A 20,370-nucleotide genomic window follows, 5' to 3' on the forward strand; every position below is an offset into this window, starting at 1 on the left:
TTTCAACTTACCGAGTTTATCCGTGCGGTGCAATTGGCAGATTTAGCTTTTCTCACCATCCTGTGGCCAGTCGCGAACGTGCACATCCATTTGTGGGAAGGCGATTTCGATGTCGTTCTCTTTGAACAGCTTATCGATGTTTTTGTTGATGATGTGAATGGTCGATAAGCGGTGATCGATGGAGTTAATGTGCACACGCAGCTCGAAATCCAAGCTGCTTGCTCCGAACGCTAAGAAAAAGACTGACGGAGACGGATCGTTCAACACTAATGGGTGATCTTCCGCTACTTGATACAACAACTCTTCGACTTTTTCGACATCAGAGCCGTACGCCACGCCAATTGGAATCACAATACGAGTGATTGAATCGGTGAGTGACCAGTTGATGAGCTTTTCGGTAATGAAGGTTTTGTTCGGCACCACAATCTCTTTATTGTCCCAATCGATGATGGTGGTTGCGCGAGTTTGGATTTTGCTCACTGTGCCTGATAGGTCATTGATGGTGACGATATCACCAATACGAATTGGGCGCTCAAACAACAAGATCAAACCAGAGATAAAGTTTGCGAAGATTTCTTGTAGACCGAAGCCTAAGCCAACACCAAATGCTGCCACGAGCCATTGTAGGCGCGACCACTGAAAGCCAAGAATGGCGAAAGCAGACAGCACACCCGTCATCAAAATCAGATAGCGAAGCAAAGTGGTCACCGCGTAGCCCGTGCCAGGAGATAACTCTAAACGGCGCAGAATCAGCAGCTCCAGAATACCCGGTAGGTTGCGCACGCCAACAAAGGTAACTAGCAAGGTGATCAGCGCATAAATCAAAGATTGTAGCGTCACGTCAACCAAGGTCGAACTGCCGCTGACCACTTCACTGACTTGCCACACCACCACTTTATCGAGCCAACTGGTCATCTCTAACGCACTCGACCATAAAGTCAGAACCGCAATTACCAAACCAATCAAGGATAAACCGCGCAACAGTGTCATGGATTGTTCGCTGATCTGCTCGCTCCCTAAGCCTTGCTCTTCCACTTCCGGGAAGTTTTCTCTGAGTTCGGCTATTTCCGGTGGTTCGTCTGCTTGTTCTTGTTGCTGAGCAATTAGCTCTTCACGGCGCGCCAGTAGGCGTTGGTAATTAAGTTGACGGTGTTCGAGTTTGAGCCAGCGTTCGCCAAGCTGATACGTAAACAAGACGCCAAGCACGACAAACAGGGTGAGTTGCTGGTAAATGAGCAACAGCCATGCAGCAATGTACAAACCCATCAACGCCATAATGATGATGGCAATGAAGGAACCGAGGATCATCACCTTAAGCAGCAACAATCCAAGTCCGCGATTGAGTGGAACAGGTAGTGTCGATGGGATGCGATCAGACTTAAGTAAAGCGCCATACACCATCGTCATGCCGACCATTAGCATTAGGAAGAACAGGCGAGATATTTCTGCTTCTTGGTCGCCGGCAACCAACTCTGCAAAGAAGATCAATAAAAGGAAGAGGGCAAATGGAAAACGCAGGCGGTTACTCTGCTTATGAACATAATCACAAATGCGTTCTGGCCAATTTAGGTGCAACTCCAACAAGCCTTTTTTCGAGCTCATGGCGTAAATCAATTCGATCACAAACAAGGCAGAAGCACTGGCAACGATCAGCATTTTGGATTCGGTTGCGTTGGGAGCCGGCCACAGCCAGAACAGCGCTGCTGCGGTGATGGCATACCAAAGTGGCAAAATCACGGCTCGACACATCGCCATAAACAGCAGTGAAATACTGTTTTGGAAGCGGTCCTTGAGCGGGTGGCCAAACACCTTTTTGTATTCATGACGAAGTCGAGTCGTACGACGAACCACACGACGCCCCAGATAAAACAACACCAGTGTGTAGAAAACAAACGCACCACCCACCATTTTGAGTTGGTCAGGATTGACCTCATCTTGCAGGGTTTTCAATGGGGTTTTGGTGCCAAACCAAATCTCTTTATCGAAGTCAGTCAGATGCTGCCAGAAAGGCACATTACTGCGTGTCCAAAGTTGTTGTTCACGTAAGAATGCTCGCGCATTTTCGACTTCGATGGCGTACTGGTTGATGGTCAGTTGCAGTTTTCCTAAGGCGATAATGAGTTTTTCATAATCTTGTGAGAGCTGTTCAACTAACTCGTGTGATAAGGTTTCTAAACGGTCTGGAACTTTGGCATTGGATTGCGTTGCACGAACGGCATCTTCAAGCGCAAAATCATCCAGCAACTGGCTGATTTCGTATTTGCGGATGTGAGCATTGGCAATCTCATCGGGTATGGTCTTGTTTTGAATTTGGTTTGGCAAACGCTGTAGCTGAGCGCGAATCGAAGCGCCAAATGCGGTGCTGTCTCGCAGCCATGATAGGTTTTCTTTGATTAGGCGCTGTTCTTCCGACAAGCTTCGGCGCTCTGATTCAAACTTTTGTCCAGCAATGCGTGCTTGGTCGATTTCTACCAACACTTGTTCTAGCTCTAACGTGTACTGACGAAGCTGCTCGATGAGTCGCTGTTTCTCCACGTCAGATTCATCGGCTTTCGCGCTTAGCTCTCGCGCTTCGGCAATCAAACCTCTTACCGATTCTTGTTCAACTCGGGTGAGCTTGTCTTGCAGTTCAATCAGCATGGGAGAGGCTAACTGAAGCTTCTTCGCCAACAATTGCTGTTCTAATCGCACAAGCTCTGTGCGCTCATCCAAACTTTGTAGCTCGGCGGTCATCACCTCTTTTTGTAACTTAAGGTAGGTGAGATTCGCGGTCTCTAACCATTGATCTATCTCTGCGCCGTTTTCACTTTTGACCAATGAAGCTTGCTCGATTTGTTGATTCAATTGAGCCAAAGATACGGGAAGGGAGGTTCTTGCTGCGTTAAGTTGTTTGGTCTTTTCAGCATTCGCTTGTGAAGTGGTGCGCCATTCACTCATCGCTGCCTGAAGTGACGCTATGGATTGGGATAGGTCGCTATAACTATTGAGCTGCTTGGCCTTGAACATGTCGAGCTTTTCGGCTTCTTCGATTTGTTTGAGAAGACGTTCTCGCTGCAAGGGGAACTGGCTAATGATTTTTCGGTAATCGTCACGCGATGCTTTCTGTGCGTCGAACCCTGTAATTTGATTGAGTAGAGTTTCGTACTGACCAATCAGCGTGTCGTTTTTTGGTGACTCCGCGTTCAAGCGTGCGATTTCGCTTTTCAGAAAGTCGGTTTCGGGTAGGGTTTGCGCGACGGTGACAAAGGAAATCAGCAATAACAACACAGCGGTTAAGCAACGCAAGCTGCGGGCAAACATCGGCTTTCTCATTCCCTTCACACCAACCTCGACTCTGAATTTATTGAGTAGAAATAAGTGTATACGCTAGATGGAATGTACGCCTGTTTTGACAAAAAATCCCCGAGCGCACCAGAAGCAAAGCACTCGGGGATAAACTAAAAAAAGATAGTTGGGGGGGTTAAGCGACCGCTTTTTCGCCAAGGGCGCGTAGGTCTTGCATGGTGTCTGCGTAGCTCTTTGGTTTACCAAACAGACCCGCAGTACCAAGAATAAAGTACTCCACTTTGTCGCTCAGACGTTCAATCACTTCTGGGCTGATCGCGCCGTCAATGGCGATCTTAGTGTTGGTGCCTTTCGTTTCGATCATTTCGATAATACGCTCGATGCGGTTGTAAGCATTTGGAATAAAGGCTTGTCCTGCAAAACCAGGGTTTACCGACATCACCAAAATCACGTCCGTCACATCCAGTACGTCTTCAATTGCGCTCAATGGCGTACCTGGGTTGATTGCTAAGCCAGACTTAATGCCTTTCGCTTGGATGTTACCGAGTGAACGATGCAGGTGCGGTGGCGCTTCTGCGTGGATGTACATCAGCTTAGGGCCTAGTGCTGCAAACAAGTCGATGAACTGGTCTGGATCCGACAACATTAGGTGCACATCGTATTCGATGTCCGTTAGGTTACGAATTGCTTTGATGTCTTCTGGCCCAAGCGCGAAGTTTGGTACAAAGTGACCGTCCATCACATCAATATGCAGCATATCGACGTTTGCTTTTTCTAGCTCTTTCAGCTCGCTTGCCAACTTAGAGAAGTCGACACACATCATTGAAGGACAAAACTTAGCCATCTTATCGCTCCTCAATTTCTGCAATTTGGTTTACACGGTTCTGATGACGACCACCTTCGAACTCTGCTTCTAACCAGCTATCGATGATCATTTTTGCTAGCTCAATACCGATAACACGAGAGCCGAACGCAAGGATGTTGGTGTTGTTGTGCTGTTTAGATAGCTGTGCCGTGTATGGATCGCTACAAACGACAGCGCGAATGCCCGGAACTTTGTTTGCTGCTAGCGAAATGCCAACACCTGTACCGCAAATCAAAAGACCTTGGTCTGCATCGCCACTTGTTACCGCTTTCGCGACGGCTAAACCGTATTGAGGGTAGTCAGTACGCTCTGCTGAATGCGTGCCGAAATCAATCACTTCAATACCTTTACTTTCTAAGTGTTTGATAACCAATTCTTTATGTTCGATCCCTACATGATCACAACCGATAGCAATTTTCATATTCGTAACTCTCAAGCGTTCAGATTTGCTTTAAAGTTTACAAATAAAATCACAACTGTAAACAGTGAATTTAATTGAAACTCACCAAATGTTACTTAAGTTATTGTATTTAAAATAAATAAAAGTTCACAATAAAATTCACAGAAATAAAAAATTCACAGAAAGTTTATTTTTGTGATCTCGGTAGAGGCAGAGTCTATGACTTATTGATAGCTTAATAGGCAGTTAATCCATTAATCACGAAACAGGTTTGAATATGTCTTACACGATGATTGCAGAAGAGTTGGTGGGCTCGTTAGGCGGAGAAGAAAACATTGTCTCTGTCGCTCACTGTGCTACTCGATTACGCGTAATGGTTGCCGATGAAAACAAAATTGATAAGAAACGCATCGAAGGCACCGACAAGGTAAAAGGCGCATTTTTTAACAGCGGCCAATACCAAATTATTTTCGGCACCGGAACGGTGAACCGAGTCTTTGAAGCGTTTGAGAACTTAAAGCTGAAGACAGCTTCGAAAGATGAACAACGTAAAGCGGTTGAAAAACAAGGGACGGCTTTCCAACGTGCAATCCGTACGTTTGGTGATGTTTTCGTGCCAATCATTCCAGCGCTTGTTGCGACAGGTTTGTTTATGGGTTTGCGTGGCTTGTTCATGCAGCCAGAGATCTTAGGCTTGTTTGGTCTAACGCCAGAAACCATTCCGCAAAACTTCATTCTTTATACTCAGATTCTGACGGATACTGCCTTCATTTTCCTACCAGCATTGATCGCGTGGTCGGCGGCACGCGTGTTTGGTGGCTCTCCTTTAATTGGTCTGATTTTGGGTATGATGCTGGTGTCGCCAGCGCTGCCAAATGCATGGTCTGTGGCGTCTGGTGAGCTTGATCCCATCATGTTCTTTGGCTTTATTCCTGTGCTTGGTTACCAAGGTTCTGTTATCCCTGCCTTTATCGCCGGTATGTTGGGAGCCAAACTAGAGCGCCGTATTCGTAACTTCGTACCAGAAGCTTTGGACTTAGTGGTCACACCATTCCTAACGTTATTGGTGATGATTACGGCTTCTCTATTTGTGATTGGTCCTATCTTCCACTGGTTAGAGCTTATTATCCTGCAAGGCGCCCAGTTCATGCTGGATCTGCCACTGGGTCTGAGCGGTGTCTTGATTGGTGGTCTGCAACAAATCGTTGTGATGACGGGTGTTCACCACATCTTCAACCTGCTTGAGATTCAATTGCTGACCAACACTGGCGCAAACGAATTCAACGCCATCATCACCGCTGCAATCGCTGCACAAGGTGCTGCTTGTCTTGCGGTAGGTGTGAAAACCAAAGACAAGAAACTCAAAGCTCTGGCAATGCCATCAACACTATCTGCGTTCTTGGGTATCACTGAGCCAGCGCTATACGGTGTGAACCTTCGCTTCTTCAAACCATTCATTATGGGCTTGATTGGCGGTGCAGTTGGCGGCTTCTTCGCAACGGTATTTGGTTTGAAAGCAACAGGCATGGCTATCACGGTAATTCCAGGAGCGCTGCTCTACTTGAATGGTCAAATGCTGGGTTACCTAGCGGTGAACTTAATTGCTATCGGTACGGCATTTACTCTGACTTACCTATTTGGTTACTCAGACAAGATGCTGCAAGACAAGTAATCCCTTGTGTTTTCATCCCCCTGACTTCAGGGGGATTCCTGTTTCTAGATTTTAATAAGGCTTACCATGACAGCAGAACAAATCTACATTAACGACGTGTTGGCGATTGCCTTAAATCAGATGGCAAATCCGCAAGAAGACCCTTACCGTCCGACTTGGCACTTTGCACCGCAATTTGGTTTATTGAATGATCCAAACGGCTTGGCGCACTTTGCGGGCGAATATCACCTGTTTTATCAATGGAATCCAAAAGCGTGTGCACATGGCGCGAAAGCATGGGGACACGCCACCAGTAAAGATCTTATTCACTGGCAGCATCAACCTTTGGCGTTAGCACCAACAGAAAACTACGAAACGCACGGCTGTTATTCTGGCTCAGGCTTGGTGGTGGATGGTGCGCTGGAACTGTTTTACACCGGCAACGTGAAGTTCGAACAAGGTGGCCGAACCGCTTACCAATGCCGAGCTACCTTACAGGCGGGCAAACAAGTAGAGAAGCAAGGCATTGTGCTCGACTTACCTCAAGGTTACAGCGGCCATGTGCGCGATCCAAAAGTGTGGTTGCACGACGGTGAGTACTACATGGTGCTGGGCGCAGAAGATCTCGATTACAAAGGCAAAGTGCTGCTTTACCGTTCATCAGACAGACAACAATGGCAGTTTGTTGGTGAAGTATTTGGTGATGGCCGCAATCAACATCAAAGTGATGACTTTATGTTGGAATGCCCAGATCTTTTCCCAATTGGTGACCAATACGCGCTGATCACTTGTCCGAAAAACTGGTTAGAAGTGGACGGTCGTAAAGTGGAAACCTTTGATGTGACTTATCATCTTGGCCAGCTTGATTACCCAACAGCGGGCTTTGAACATGGCGAAGGCGTCTTGATGGATCATGGTTTCGATTTTTATGCGCCACAGACATTTGAAGATGAACAAGGTCGTCGTATTCTCTTTGGGTGGATGGGGAAACCAGATGAGTTCGAATCTTACCAGCCAACGATAGAGTTTGGCTGGATTCACCAAATGACTTGCCCGCGAGAGCTGATTCTTCAAGACGGACGCTTACTGCAAAAACCAAGTGCAGAACTCGAATCTTTGCGTTCGCAACCACAAAGCTTTACCAACCAATCGCTGCGTTTTTATGGATTGTCTTCTGAACTGCTGATTGAAGATGTTCCGGCAGAACTGACGATCGATGTTGCCGCCGATTTGACGTTGCACGTGACGCCACAAGGGCTAGCAACTATTCGCCGAAATCTGAAAACGGGTGAGTGGGAATCAAAGCAGTGGCAAGGTGAGGTTCGTCATCTACAAATTCTTCGTGACCATTCATGTGTGGAAGTGTTTATTAACCAAGGTGAGGCGGTGTCGACATCACGCTTCTTCGGCCAAAACGCACAAGGTGTGGGCTTTGTGATTGAGAGCGAAAGCACAGTCACGGCAACACATTGGCAATTAAAGGCATAACCGTAGCTGCAAGTGCAGTTACCATGACGAGAGAGCGGTAGCTATGTATAATGATCCGACTGTTTCACAAGGAATGATATTGTCCGTGGATGTCAATCAAGTAATTCCCAATATTCGTATGCGTATGCCTTCACTCACGCGTACCGAACAATCCATTGCGGAAAACTTTCTCAAGCCTCACTTCATGCAGAAGTCGACTTCAATTAAAGAAGTGGCGGAGCGATTGGGTGTGTCAACGGCGTTGATCGTTAAGGTGTCAAAGAAGCTTGGCTTCAGTGGTTTTAAACAGCTTAAAGATGCGTTAAACGCTCATCATCACTCAGATTCTTACGCGCCAAGTGAGCAACTTCAGCCGGATGATTCTTGCGAGCAGATCGTCACTAAGGTGCTGCAAAACTCCATCAATGCCTTGACGGAAATCCTCAACTTTGTGGATGCCAACATGGTGAGCGCAGCCGCCGAGGCCATCATTCACGCGCGTAACATTGAGTTGTACGCAGCGGGTGGTTCGAACATCATCTGTGAGGACTTCCAGCACAAGCTCCTACGTTTTGGTATTCGCGCATCAGTGCCTCGTGACCGTCACTTAATGTTGATGTCGGCTAGTGTGCTGAGTGAAAAAGACGTGGTGCTGGTGGTTTCGCATTCAGGTCAAACCGTTGATTTGATGGATGCTGTCCGCCTTGCGAAGCAATCTGGTGCGACAATCATCTCTATCACCAACAACTTCCACGCTGAGTTGTCCCAGCTTTCCGATTACCCGCTATACGCGCCTGCATCGCCAGAACCGCTATTGGGTAAAAACGGCATCGCGCGCTTGGTCAAACTTGCCATGATCGACAGCTTGTATGCGACCATCGCGAGTAAGATTCCAGATCAAGCGGAAGAGAACTTAGAGAAGACCACTAAAGCGGTGGCGATTCTGCACCGATAAAGGTCGCTAGACGAGGCAAAGCTTCGAGATAAACAGGATTCAAAAACAATAAAGGCTGACATTACGTCAGCCTTTTTCTTATCTGCCCCTCGGGTTCTAGGATTAGAACGGATGGTTCGATAGTTGGTTGCTGCTTTCTAACATCTTCTCTGCTACGTAGCGATGCGTGGCCGTAGTTGGGTGAGTCACATCCCAGAACACAAACTTGTCAGAGCCAGAAGAAGCACACTCTGAGCGCAACGAATGGTGGTACAAGTAATCTGCAGAAGACGAGCGGTTGATGTCTTGGCAAGCTTGGCTCGCATTAACGAAGCCGTGTTGCTCTGGGTTCGCTGTTAAGCTTTCAAACAGGGCATGGGTATCATACAGAGTGATGTTGTAGCCTTGCGCTGTGTAATACGCCGCTTGTGTTTTGATGAACTCGTTCATCTCGACGATCTTCGCACGGATCTTGTCGATTTCCTCTTGAGTTGAGTAGGTAAACTGTGGCGCACGAGTGGCGTCTGGCAGCGTCATCAACAACAAGTTCTTCGCACCCGCATCGGTCAGTTTGATCAATGCTTCTGCGTAGTCTGATTTCACTTCTGGCACGCTACGGTTGTAGTTCATAAAGTCATTCAAACCAAACTCAAGCGTAAACAAGGTATTGGCTGGCTTGTAGTTTTTGGCCAGTTTCGCATACGCCAAGTAAGATGAAACTTGCTCACCCACTCCCGTCAGAGCGATGTATTGGTTTTCACCCGCTGCGCCGCCTACAGCCCAGTTGTAGAGCGGTAGGTTTTTGGCTTGAGCAATGTACTCTGTCCATACAAAACCGTTAGAGAAATGCCCTAGGAACCAGCTATTTGGATTCGGGAATCGCCATTGTGATGCGTTAAAGATGTTGCCGGTATCCGACAAACTGTCACCCAGCGCCACGACCTTGTTGATTTGATCGGGCTGCATGACTGGATCGTTGTTCCAGATGGTGTGGTTATAGGAGAAACGGTTATCGGCAGCAAAGAAGGTGATGTCAGCGTTGTCATTCGCTAGATCTAGGGTCTGCTCACAACGCTCTTTGATGATGCTTTGTGGTGTGTCGGTGTAAAACATGTTTTTGAAAGAAACAGCACTCCACCAATAGCCGTCAATTGTGAAGTAACTGCCGTCGGGATTCTCTGCCCATTCCCAATCTGTCGCAGGCTCGTCTTCTGAATAACTGGTGCGGTACCAACAGCGAACATAAGTGTAGGTTTGTTTCGCTTGCGCACTTCTGACTTGCGAGGCACTTACCATTTCAGGAGTCAGTGATGGCTCGTCGGCGTGAGCCAAACTCAGTGGTAGTAATAATGCACTAAGTAACGTAATGGTCTTATTCATGATTCACTCTCTATGATGATTATCGTCATGATTTAAGTGAGAATTTATCTCACTAAACGCCCTCATTCTGAGTAAATACCCTACTTAGTCAAATATCTAATTATTCATTCTGTCAATTTTGGTACCGCAATCGTATTTCAATAGATTTGGTAAATACTAAGATTTTATAAAATCTAGAATAATTACTCACTAACATTAATTTAACATGCACTTTTTGTGTTAATAAGTAATTGCTTTATAAGGTTTTGGTGGTGTTTTTGTATGTTAACTAAATCTGTTGTTTAGATGATCTTTTGTTCATTGTTGTGTATTCATGAAACAAATTGTTTGGCATTTTTAGGCGATAACCTATAGCTGAATCGCTCATGCATAAGTCAGGGTTATGATTTTTCATGAGGATAAAGTGAATAAAAATCAGCTCAAAAAGGAATAGAGCAAATGCATCACACAACAACTAAATTAAATGGCTTGTTTTCATTGTCTGCCGTTGCAGTAGCACTGACATTTTCGATGTCAGCGCATGCGGCTCCTTTAACGGGGTTCGACGAATCTAACTTGCCGACCAAATACATCGTCAAATTTAAAGAAGATACGTCCAGTCCTTCAGCATTGGGTGGGAACTCATTCTGGGGGCCACGCATCGCGCAAGAGTCGGTCTTAGATCAGCTTAAAGCGCGTAAAGTGGAAAAGCTAGGAAACCGCGCGATCTACAGCGTGGAGATGGAAGACTCGGAGTTGGGGCAATTACGTAACCGCAGCGATGTGGAATACGTTGAAATTGACCCTCCGCGTTATCTGTTAAGCGAGACTATCCCATGGGGCTACGAGGCGGTTAACGCTCAGCTTCTGGATGACTCGAATGCAGGGAATCGCACCGTGTGTATCATCGACTCGGGTTACGATTTGGCGCACAACGATCTGAGTGGCAACCGAGTGTCGGGTACAAACGATAGCGGTACAGGTTCTTGGAGTGTTCCGGGGAACAACAACGCTCACGGTACGCACGTAGCAGGTACGATTGCCGCGATTGCCAATACAGAGGGCATCAAAGGCGTTATGCCGAACCAAAACGTGAATTTGCACATCGTTAAGGTGTTCAATGAAGCGGGTTGGGGCTACTCATCCAGCTTGGTGAAAGCGGTACAAACTTGTGCTGACAACGGCGCGAACGTCGTCAACATGAGCCTTGGTGGTAGCCAGTCGAGTGTGACGGAGAAAAACGCGTTGCAAACCATTTACGACCAAGGCGTGCTGCTGATTGCCGCTGCGGGTAACGATGGTAATACTGCGCACAGCTACCCAGCGTCTTACGACTCAGTTATGTCCGTTGCGGCAGTGGATGATAAGCGTGATCACGCGGCGTTCTCTCAAGCGACAGACCAAGTTGAAATCGCAGGTCCGGGCGTAGCGATTCTATCTACGGTGACAGTGGGCGAGGGTAAGCTTTCAGACATTCGCTTGAACGGTGTTAGCCAGTTCGATCGTGGCATCGTTCCTCACAACCGCTTGATCCAATCGGGCGGCAGTTACGGTCCTGATCCAGTAGCCGGCTCTATCACGGCGACACTGGCAAGCTGTGACGTATCCGGTAGCAGCTTCAGCTGTGGTGATATGTCTGGCAAGATCTGTTTGACTGAGCGTGTGGGTAACCAATCATCGGGTAACTACCCAGAAATCGATGCAGTTCAAGCGTGTTACAACGCAGGTGCAAGTGCGGCGATTGTGTACAGTAACTCTGAGCTTCCGGGTTTGCAGAATCCTTTCCTTGTCGATCAAAACAACGCGGCGCGTATTGTTTCAGTGACAGTTGATCGTGCCTTCGGTCAGGAGCTGTTGGGCTATGTTGGTCAAGACATCACGGTATCGACCACCAAGGGTGAAGACTACGAGTACTACAACGGTACTTCGATGGCGACGCCGCACGTAACGGGTGTTGCGGGTTTGGTGTGGAGCTACCATCCAACCTGTACCGCAGCGCAAGTACGTAACGCGCTGATCAAGACAGCAACGGACATCGACGTAACAGGTCGTGATAACCGTACTGGTCATGGTCTTGTGAATGCAGAGGCTGCGAAACAATACCTAGACGCAGGCTGTAATGGTCCGGATGGCGGCGGCTCTGGCAACGACAACGTTCTAGAAAATGGCGTGGCGAAAACGCAGCTTTCTGGTGGCAGCAAATCAAGCACTGTATTCGTGTTTGACGTCCCAGCGGATGCAACGCAAGCGACATTCAACATGAGTGGTGGTTCTGGTGATGCTGACCTTTACGTGCGCTTTAACGGCACACCAAGCACCAGCACTTACGACTGTCGTTCATGGGCGGGCGGTAATGGCGAAAGCTGTAGCTTGAACGTATCTGGCGCAGGGCAATATGAAGTATTAGTTTACGGCTACAGCGCGTACTCTGGTGTTTCTCTTGTTGCAACGCATAACGGCTCGGGTGATTCATCAGGTGGCGGTTCTGCACCTTCTAGCTACACCAACTCGAATGCAGTAGCAATTCCTGACAACAGCTCTGCAGGTATCGTAAGCCCATTAGATGTGGCTCGCTCTGGCGATGCAGGTTCAGTGACTATCGACTTGGATATCACTCACACCTACATTGGCGATCTTCGTGTCACGCTAACGTCACCAGATGGTGGTCAAGTAGTACTGCACGACAATGCGGGTGGTGGTGCGAACGACATTAAAACCAGTTTCCAAGCGGACTTCTCTGGTTTTGAATCGCAAGGCACATGGGAACTTAAAGCGGTGGACAATGCCAGAAGAGACACAGGCACCATCAACAGTTGGACTCTGACCTTTCAATAAGGAGTGACTATGAAGAAGTTGACCTTACTTTCTTTGTCTGCGGTAGGCGCTACCGCACTATTGGCAATCGGACTGAGCTCAAGCAGCTTGGCAAACAATCAAGGATTTCCTCTCGTGGATGAACGCCAAGATCAAGCCGAGCAGCAACCTGCACGTTACTTTGTTAAGTATCATGAAGGGAAAGAGAGCGAAGTGAGAGCGCTTCTTCGTCAGCACAACATTGAAGTGGTCGACGCTCTAGTGAAACAACACGTGTTGGTTGTGGTGGGTGAACAGGCGGAAGTCGATAAACTCGCGGAACATGATGCGGTTGAATACACCGAGCAAGAGCCGACAAGAAAGCTGCTATCTAACGGAAGTACGCTTCAATAAGCCAAACCTCCTTAAGATAGTGCCAAAAAGAAAAACGCCCCTCACGTGAGGGGCGTTTGTTTTCTTTCTACGATTGCTTTCTTCTAAAGTTCGTCGTTTGCTATGACTAGAGATTCTTGAAGATTGATGCCGATGAGCCTATTCCCGCTTCAATCAACCCAGTTCTCAGCTAATCATATTCAAGCTAACCACTTAGCGAACAATCAGACCCAGTAAGATACCAACAGCGCCGAAGTCTGCGTCACTAAAGGTCGTGTTAGCAAAGCCTAGGTCACCCAGTACCGGCATTAGGAATACTGGTAGGAAGGTAATCAGTAGACCTTGTGCAAAAGCACCCAAGATTGCACCGCGACGACCACCTGTAGCGTTACCAAATACACCTGCTGCTGCACCCACGAAGAAGTGTGGAACGACACCTGGGATAATCACAGTAAGACCCATCACGTAAAGTAGGAACATACCCAAAAGACCCGCCGCAAAGCTTGATAGGAAGCCAACCAATACTGCGTTTGGTGCGTATGGGAATACAACCGGACAATCAAGCGCAGGTTTTGCGTTTGGTACTAGTTTGTCTGAGATGCCTTTAAATGCTGGAACGATTTCTGCGATAACCATACGTACACCTTGAAGGATGACGTACACACCACCGGCAAATGTGATGGATTGCATCAGTGCGAACATGAACCAGTGCTTACCACCGCTAACTTCGCGTACAAAGTCACCGCCAGCGAAGATACACGTCACCATAAAGATGATGCCCATGGTGAACGAGATTGCCACTGGCGTATCACGTAGGAACAACAAGCTCTTAGGTACGTTCATCTCTTCAGTAGAGTGTTCTTTGTTACCGAACTTGCTGCCAATAAAGCCCGCTAGTACGTAAGAAAGGGTAGAGAAGTGACCAATCGCAACGTCGTCAGAACCTGTTACTTGCTTCATGTACTTGTGAGCAATCGCAGGGAAGAACACCATCACAGAGCCCACAACCAGAGAGCCAAGCGCGATCAGTGGAACACCTTTCATGCCGCTAGAAGCAAGGATCGCCGCTACCATCATCGACATAAATAGCGTGTGGTGACCTGTTAGGAAGATGAATTTCCATGGTGTGAAGCGAGCGATCAATATGTTCACTAACATACCGAAGAACATGATCATCGCCATTTCTTTACCAAACGCTTCTTGCGCGATAGAGACGATAGCTTCGTTGTTTGGAACCACGCCTGTGATGCCGAACGCGTGTTGGAAAATCGTCGCAAAGTCGCCCAGGGAAGTCACAACCAGACCTGCACCCGCACCAAGCACGATGAAACCAAGAATGGTTTTTACCGTGCCTTTAATACACTCGGTGACCGGTTTTTTCTGGGCAATTAAGCCGATGAGGGCGATAAGACCTACCAGAACCGCTGGCTCTGATAGGACATCGTTCATTAAGAAACTGAAAAATTCCATAACGCCACCTTATAGAGCGCCAAGCTCTTGAAGTGCCACAGATAGACGCTCTTTCATTGCCACTTTGTCGACCATGTTATCAAGCGCAACGATGCGAGGTTCAACGCCAAGTGCGTTCAACTGTTCAACGATATCGTTAGTACCGATGAAGATGTCACAATCCGTACCTTTTGCAGAACCTAGATCGATATGATCCACTTCTGCGTTTACATTCAATTCTTTCACGATGCCTTTGATGCTCATTTCCATCATTAGGCTAGTACCAAGACCGTGACCGCAAACAACCATAATTTTCATAATTCAGACCTTTTCTTTTTATAGGGGTGTATGCCCATTTTGAAGGGCACATCAGGAGTTAGTATTTTTCGATGATCGCGAGAACATCTTGTGTGTTTTGAGCGGTGCAGATGGCTTCTACATGCTCTTCATTCATAAACAACTCAGCCAGTTTAGAAATCGCATCCACGTGCGAGTTACTGTCTGTCGCGGCTAGCGTAACCAGCATTTTCACTGGGTCGTTACCTTCAGAATCGAAGTTCACGCCGTTTTGAATCACTGTGATGGCAAGAGACAAACGGTTAACGCCATCTTCAGGGCGAGCGTGTGGCATTGCCATACCAGGACCTACCACGTAGTAAGGACCGAGCTCTTCATGTGAGCGGTAAATAGCGTCCACGTAGCTTGGCTCAATCGCGCCATTTTCAATCAGTGCTTCACAAGATTTGCTCACCGCATCTTTCCAGTCAGTAGCATCAGAATGGATGCGAATCACATCAGAGGTAATCAGTTCACGTAGCATTGGATCTTTCCGGTTTGTTGTTTTGTTGATGGGTACTTTATCGATCAATTTGTCAGAAAAACCTGAGAATGATCACAAATGGTAGCGCTATCTGATAGCGCTATCATAAATTGTGATAGCGCTACCATTTTTATCAGTCATCCGAGTTTCATATGCTTGTGATCGACTTCTAATGCGCTAATATCAAAACCACTAAAACGCTGTGGTAAGATGTCGCGGCAGAAAATAGAGAACACTAAATAAGAACAATGAGCGAACCTCGCAAACGAAGAAGTACTGGCAATGTCACCTTGGCGGACGTCGCTAAAAAAGCCGGCGTAGGCACCATGACGGTGTCGAGAGCATTACGAACGCCTGAGCTAGTATCTGACAAGCTGAGAGAAAAGATTCAACAAGTGGTTGATGAGCTCGGCTATATCCCGAATAAAGCGGCAGGGGCTTTGGCGTCTGCTGAAAGCTACTCCATCGCTCTTATCATTCCTTCCTTGTTTGAAAAAGCGTGCGCGCTTTTCTTACCGAGCTTTCAACAAGCGTTGAACAAAGCGGGTTACCAGTTGCTGCTTGGTTACAGCGACTACTCGGTAGAACAAGAAGAGAAACTGCTTTCGACATTTCTTGAGAGCCGCCCAGCCGGAGTGGTGTTATTTGGTAATGAACACAGCCAACGTACTAATCAGCTTTTGGAAGCCTCGAATACGCCAGTATTGGAAATTGCTGAGCTAAGTTCGAAAGCCAGTTATCTCAATATCGGTGTTGACCATTTTGAGGTGGGTAAAGCCTGTACCAAACACGTGATTGAGCAAGGCTTCAAGAACGTGGGCTTCATTGGTGCGCGTGGCGATCACTCCACTTTGCAACGTAAGCTACACGGCTGGCAAAGCGCGATGATTGAGAACTACCTTGCGCCGGACCATTTCTTAACCACGCACGAAGCACCATCTTCACAATTAGGTGCGGAAGGGTTGGCGAAGCTATTGCTGCGCGATTCAAGTTTGAATGCTCTGGTATGTAGCCATGAAGAGATTGCGATTGGCGCGTTGTTTGAGTGTCACCGCCGAGTGCTGAAAGTCCCGACCGACATTGCGATTATCTGTTTGGAAGGCTCTTCCATGGGTGAGCACGCCTACCCAAGTTTGACCTGTGCGGAATTCGATTACGAACGTATGGGGACGAAAGCCGCAGACAAGTTACTGCAAGCCATTAAAGGCGAGCCTGTAGAGCACGCAACGGACATGGGCTTTAAGCTAAAACGCCGAGCGAGCACTGCAATCAACTAATTTTATTTGGTTAGATACTAAAACGCGATACAAAAAACCTCTCGATGCTGAGAGGTTTTTTTATGCGTGAGAATAGTGATTGTCGACTAAGGACGCTCACCTGCCGCTAGGCGACGTTCGATATCTGCAACCACTTCTGGGAAGTCAGCAATAGTATCGATGAGATAGTGAGGCGAGCTCTTGAGCAATTTTGCACGCGCTTTTTCACGAGCGGCATTAAGTGTTGCTTCGTCCGCAGCTTGGTATTCTTCAAACGTTAGACCGGCTTCGTTACCAGAAAGCAGCAAGCCAACGGTCCACATACCGGCGTTGTGACCTTCATCAATGCCCGGTGCGGCGTCATCCACTTTGATACACGCATTAACGTCGGTAACATTCAGCTCAATCACGTTCTTCAGTGCCATAAATGGTGCTGGGCGACCACCTTGAGGCAGGTCATCCGTTGCTACTACGTAATCCGGTTTGTAGCCGTAATCTGCTGCCACAGGAATCAATACGTCCATCACTTCGCGAGGGTAACCAGAACAAGAACCGATCTTGATGCCTTTGTCTTTCAGGCTGTTCACAACTTCAATCGCATTAAGGATTGGGTCTGCATGGTCCGCCACTTTTGCTTTTTGCAAAGGCATAAATGCTGCGTAGATAGCGTCGATGTCTTCGCTGGTCATTGAGCGACCAAACTTCTCATTCCAACGCTTATCAACCGCAGGGATGCGTCCCACGGCTTGGATGTGATCCCATTTACCAAGCCCCATTGGTTCGCGCGCTTCTTCTAGGTCGATATCGAAATCAAAGCCTTGTTTGAACGCTTCCACAAAAATACTAGTCGGTGCAAAAGAGCCGAAATCGACGATAGTGCCAGCCCAGTCAAAGATCACTGCTTGAATTGGTGAGTTGCTCATGTTCAATCCTTTTTCTTGCTTGCCAGAGCGCTTGCCTACACGTTGGAACCGCGCTCTGGGTAAATTGGTTTTTGTTGAGGTTAGAAGTAGTTAAAGTCTTTACACACTTTGGCGATCGCTTCTTCGAAGATGGCCAAGGCTTCTGTCAGTTCTTCGCGAGTGATGATCAGCGGTGGACTGAGTTGAATCACATTGCCTTGCGATACCTTGAAGCTCACGCCATTGTTGAGGCATTGGTACAACACAGCTTCCGCTTCGTCATACGCGCGTGCTTTGCTTTCGTGGTCAGTGACCAGTTCAATGCCCCATAACATGCCGATGCCACGCACATCACCAATCACTGGGTACTTAGCTTTCATCTCTAGCAGCTTTTCACGCATGAACTGGCTGTCGGCTTTGGCTTTATCTAGCAAACCGTCTTGCTCAATGGCTTCCATGGTTGCCAGTGCTGCAGCACAACCGATAGGGCTCTTCTCATGAGTGTAATGACCCATGGAGATTTGCTCGGCGGTGTTGTATTTGTCTTTGGTTACCATGGCTGCGATAGGCACTAAGCCACCACCCAAACCTTTACCAATGCAGAGCATATCTGGCTCGATGTCGTAGGCTTGGTAGGTAAACCATTCACCGCTGCGACCCATGCCGTTAGGGATGTCGTCGATGATCAGCATGACATTGTGTTTGTCACAGATTTCACGGATGCGTTTCCAGTAGGCTTTACTCGGCACTTGTACGTCGGTATTACGAACCGCTTCTGCGATAAACGCGCCCACGCCGCCTTCTTTCTCAATCACGTACTCAAGGTAGTCGGCATAATGCACATCGCTGCCGTCGGCAACTGGGAAAGCGCCTCGGTAAGATACGGCTGGTGGAATGCGCTCAACGCCTGCCATTAATGGTCCCATGCCTTGGCGGAAACACGCTTCGCCACCCACTGAGATGGCATCCAACGATGCGCCGTGGAAGGAATCCCACAGAGACACCACCTTGTAGTTGCCCGTGATGTGGCGTGCTAGTTTAAGAGCCATACCAACCGCAGATGTGCCACCCGGAGCAAACAGCACGCGGTTCAATTCACCGCCACAGATTTGGGTGAGCTTTTCGGCACATTCAATCGCGGTCTCGTTGGTAAAACGACGTGGTGAAAACGGCAGTTTGGCAATTTGCTCTTGCACACGTTTAATCACATGCGGATGACCATAGCCTAGCTGGTGGACGTTATTGCCATGAAAGTCCATGTACTTTTTGCCGGTAGTATCTTGGATATAGATGCCTTCCGCTGCTTCCAAGGTATCTAAGCAAGGTGTCGACATGGCTTGATGAAGAAAGACTTCCGAATCACGCTTCAATAATGTTTGCGTGCGTTCGTCGTCCATCGATGCATTCCAAGCTTGGCGCGCTGGTGTCGTGTTGATATCGCCTTCACTACGGAAATGGGTCGGTTTGATATTCTGAGTCATAACGCTCTCTCAATCAGAAGGTCGCTTTACGCAACTTGCCAGTACATTGCTTTTTCAATTGCACCGATTAAGCGCTCGATATCTGCTGGGTAAACTTCGCCAATGTTGCCGATACGGAAGCAATCTGCGTTCGACACCTTACCCGGATAAATCACGAAGCCCTGCTCTTTCAAACGTGTGTAGAACGCTTTGAATTGGTAATCACTGTGCGTCGGAGAGTAGAAAGAAGTGATGATTGGCGAGTGAAGGTCATCACTCAGTAGTGGCTCAAAACCCAAAGAACGCATACCTGCAACCAGTGTTTTCTGGTTAGTTTGGTAACGGTTATGACGAGCCTCAATGCCGCCTTCTTGTTCCAGCTCTAACAAGGCTTGATAGAAAGCGCGAACCGTGTGCGTTGGAGACGTAAAACGCCATTTGCCGTGGTTCACTTCCATGCAGTGCCACTGGTCGTAAAGATCAAGGCTCAAAGAACGTGCCTGACCTTGGCACTTTTCGAGCTCAGTTTGCTTCGCAATCACAAAGCCAAAACCCGGTACGCCTTGAATACATTTGTTCGCTGAGCTGATCATAAAATCGATGCCTAGCTCTGCGATATCGATAGGAATGCCACCAAAGCTCGACATGGCATCGAGAATCACTACTTTACCGTGAGCTTTTGCCGCAGAAGCAAATGCCTCAATTGGGTTAAGCATGCCAGTGGTTGTCTCACAGTGAACAATCGCCACGTGTGTGATTGTAGGATCCGATGCCAATGCAGTTTCCACCTCGTTCAAGTGTGGCTGTGATGTTTCGCCTGGGGAAACTACATGACATGGAATATTTAGGTAATCAGCGATCTGAGCGATACGTGCACCGTACGCACCGTTGTCGACAACCAGCAGCTTTCCATCTTTGCCAATGGCGCTGCCAATCGTTGCTTCTACTGATGCTGTGCCGCTACCTTGCATTAAAACGCTGGTGTAGCCATCTCGCTCCGTCGCCAGTTTTACAAGCTTAGTACGGATCACTTCTACAATGTCTTTGTTGTATTCATCATCCCAAGTACACCAGTCTTTAAGCATGGCTTCACGTACCGTTTCAGAAGTAGATAGAGGACCTGGAGTCAGTAGTAGGTATTCGTTTTTCATCTCGATTTCCATCAGAATGGGCTGTTTGGTCTACACCAAATTTCGAGTTCACTCTAGCGAGGAAGAAAAGGGCAGTAAATAGGCGAATCTCCAATTTCATAAAACTTTAATATCCAGAAAATGGTGGATCAATTGAACAATTATTCATCGAAAATTTTCGTAAAACTGCCATTTAATGGTCATGA

Annotated in this window: 16 protein-coding genes; 6 read left to right on the top strand and 10 right to left on the bottom strand. The window is 47.7% G+C overall.

Going from position 1 to position 20,370, the window contains the following annotated elements; all coding sequences use genetic code 11:
- Positions 1-42: 42 nt before the first annotated feature.
- The 3 genes from KIT90_RS02665 to rpiB form a co-directional block, all read right to left on the bottom strand.
- On the bottom strand, positions 43-3,312 hold the full coding sequence (locus KIT90_RS02665) for a mechanosensitive ion channel domain-containing protein (RefSeq protein ID WP_285375055.1): 3,270 nt from the start codon (positions 3,310-3,312) through the stop codon (positions 43-45).
- A gap of 148 nt (positions 3,313-3,460) precedes the next feature.
- On the bottom strand, positions 3,461-4,129 hold the full coding sequence (rpe, locus tag KIT90_RS02670; RefSeq protein WP_285375057.1) for a ribulose-phosphate 3-epimerase: 669 nt from the start codon (positions 4,127-4,129) through the stop codon (positions 3,461-3,463).
- A gap of 1 nt (position 4,130) precedes the next feature.
- Positions 4,131-4,571, bottom strand: coding sequence for a ribose 5-phosphate isomerase B (gene rpiB / locus KIT90_RS02675; protein WP_009705066.1), 441 nt, complete (start codon positions 4,569-4,571; stop codon positions 4,131-4,133).
- Positions 4,572-4,827: 256 nt separating this feature from the next.
- Between rpiB and KIT90_RS02680 the strand changes: the two genes are divergently transcribed.
- From KIT90_RS02680 to KIT90_RS02690, 3 genes are all read left to right on the top strand, one after another.
- The gene (locus KIT90_RS02680; protein ID WP_039842769.1) at positions 4,828-6,222 is read left to right on the top strand and encodes a sucrose-specific PTS transporter subunit IIBC; all 1,395 of its coding nucleotides are present in this window, start codon (positions 4,828-4,830) and stop codon (positions 6,220-6,222) included.
- Between the two features lie 66 nt (positions 6,223-6,288).
- A complete protein-coding gene (locus tag KIT90_RS02685) occupies positions 6,289-7,689 on the top strand; it encodes a sucrose-6-phosphate hydrolase (RefSeq protein ID WP_285375060.1) in 1,401 nt (466 codons plus the stop codon).
- A gap of 85 nt (positions 7,690-7,774) precedes the next feature.
- Positions 7,775-8,623 carry an SIS domain-containing protein gene (locus KIT90_RS02690; protein WP_285375063.1) on the top strand — a complete coding sequence of 283 codons (849 nt, stop codon included), beginning with the start codon at positions 7,775-7,777 and terminating at the stop codon, positions 8,621-8,623.
- Positions 8,624-8,725: 102 nt separating this feature from the next.
- Here the strand turns inward: KIT90_RS02690 and KIT90_RS02695 are convergent, their stop codons facing one another.
- On the bottom strand, positions 8,726-9,985 hold the full coding sequence (locus KIT90_RS02695; protein WP_285375330.1) for an SGNH/GDSL hydrolase family protein: 1,260 nt from the start codon (positions 9,983-9,985) through the stop codon (positions 8,726-8,728).
- Positions 9,986-10,420: 435 nt separating this feature from the next.
- Here KIT90_RS02695 and KIT90_RS02700 point away from each other — a divergent pair, with 435 nt between their 5' ends.
- Together KIT90_RS02700 and KIT90_RS02705 are read left to right on the top strand one after the other, a co-directional pair.
- The gene (locus KIT90_RS02700; protein WP_285375065.1) at positions 10,421-12,796 is read left to right on the top strand and encodes a S8 family serine peptidase; all 2,376 of its coding nucleotides are present in this window, start codon (positions 10,421-10,423) and stop codon (positions 12,794-12,796) included.
- A gap of 9 nt (positions 12,797-12,805) precedes the next feature.
- On the top strand, positions 12,806-13,168 hold the full coding sequence (locus tag KIT90_RS02705; RefSeq protein WP_095760049.1) for an ATPase: 363 nt from the start codon (positions 12,806-12,808) through the stop codon (positions 13,166-13,168).
- 192 nt (positions 13,169-13,360) lie between these two features.
- Here KIT90_RS02705 and KIT90_RS02710 read toward each other — a convergent pair whose 3' ends face one another.
- The 3 genes from KIT90_RS02710 to KIT90_RS02720 are packed head-to-tail and all read right to left on the bottom strand — an operon-like array spanning position 13,361 to position 15,416.
- Positions 13,361-14,617: a PTS ascorbate transporter subunit IIC gene (locus tag KIT90_RS02710; RefSeq protein ID WP_005384349.1), complete on the bottom strand. Its 1,257-nt coding sequence runs from the start codon at positions 14,615-14,617 to the stop codon at positions 13,361-13,363.
- 9 nt (positions 14,618-14,626) lie between these two features.
- On the bottom strand, positions 14,627-14,914 hold the full coding sequence (locus KIT90_RS02715; RefSeq protein WP_005374080.1) for a PTS sugar transporter subunit IIB: 288 nt from the start codon (positions 14,912-14,914) through the stop codon (positions 14,627-14,629).
- Positions 14,915-14,972: 58 nt separating this feature from the next.
- A complete protein-coding gene (locus KIT90_RS02720; protein WP_005384357.1) occupies positions 14,973-15,416 on the bottom strand; it encodes a PTS sugar transporter subunit IIA in 444 nt (147 codons plus the stop codon).
- Positions 15,417-15,664: 248 nt separating this feature from the next.
- Here KIT90_RS02720 and KIT90_RS02725 point away from each other — a divergent pair, with 248 nt between their 5' ends.
- Positions 15,665-16,693, top strand: coding sequence for a LacI family DNA-binding transcriptional regulator (locus KIT90_RS02725; protein WP_005442357.1), 1,029 nt, complete (start codon positions 15,665-15,667; stop codon positions 16,691-16,693).
- A gap of 86 nt (positions 16,694-16,779) precedes the next feature.
- Here KIT90_RS02725 and phnX read toward each other — a convergent pair whose 3' ends face one another.
- The 3 genes from phnX to phnW form a co-directional block, all read right to left on the bottom strand.
- Positions 16,780-17,595, bottom strand: a complete 816-nt coding sequence (phnX, locus tag KIT90_RS02730) for a phosphonoacetaldehyde hydrolase (protein WP_285375072.1) — start codon at positions 17,593-17,595, stop codon at positions 16,780-16,782.
- 80 nt (positions 17,596-17,675) lie between these two features.
- Positions 17,676-19,055, bottom strand: coding sequence for an aspartate aminotransferase family protein (locus tag KIT90_RS02735; RefSeq protein ID WP_285375075.1), 1,380 nt, complete (start codon positions 19,053-19,055; stop codon positions 17,676-17,678).
- A gap of 26 nt (positions 19,056-19,081) precedes the next feature.
- On the bottom strand, positions 19,082-20,185 hold the full coding sequence (gene phnW / locus KIT90_RS02740) for a 2-aminoethylphosphonate--pyruvate transaminase (protein ID WP_285375078.1): 1,104 nt from the start codon (positions 20,183-20,185) through the stop codon (positions 19,082-19,084).
- Positions 20,186-20,370 lie beyond the last annotated feature (185 nt).

It is taken from the genome of Vibrio sp. B172a, from assembly GCF_030248355.1.
Lineage (GTDB): Bacteria > Pseudomonadota > Gammaproteobacteria > Enterobacterales > Vibrionaceae > Vibrio > Vibrio owensii.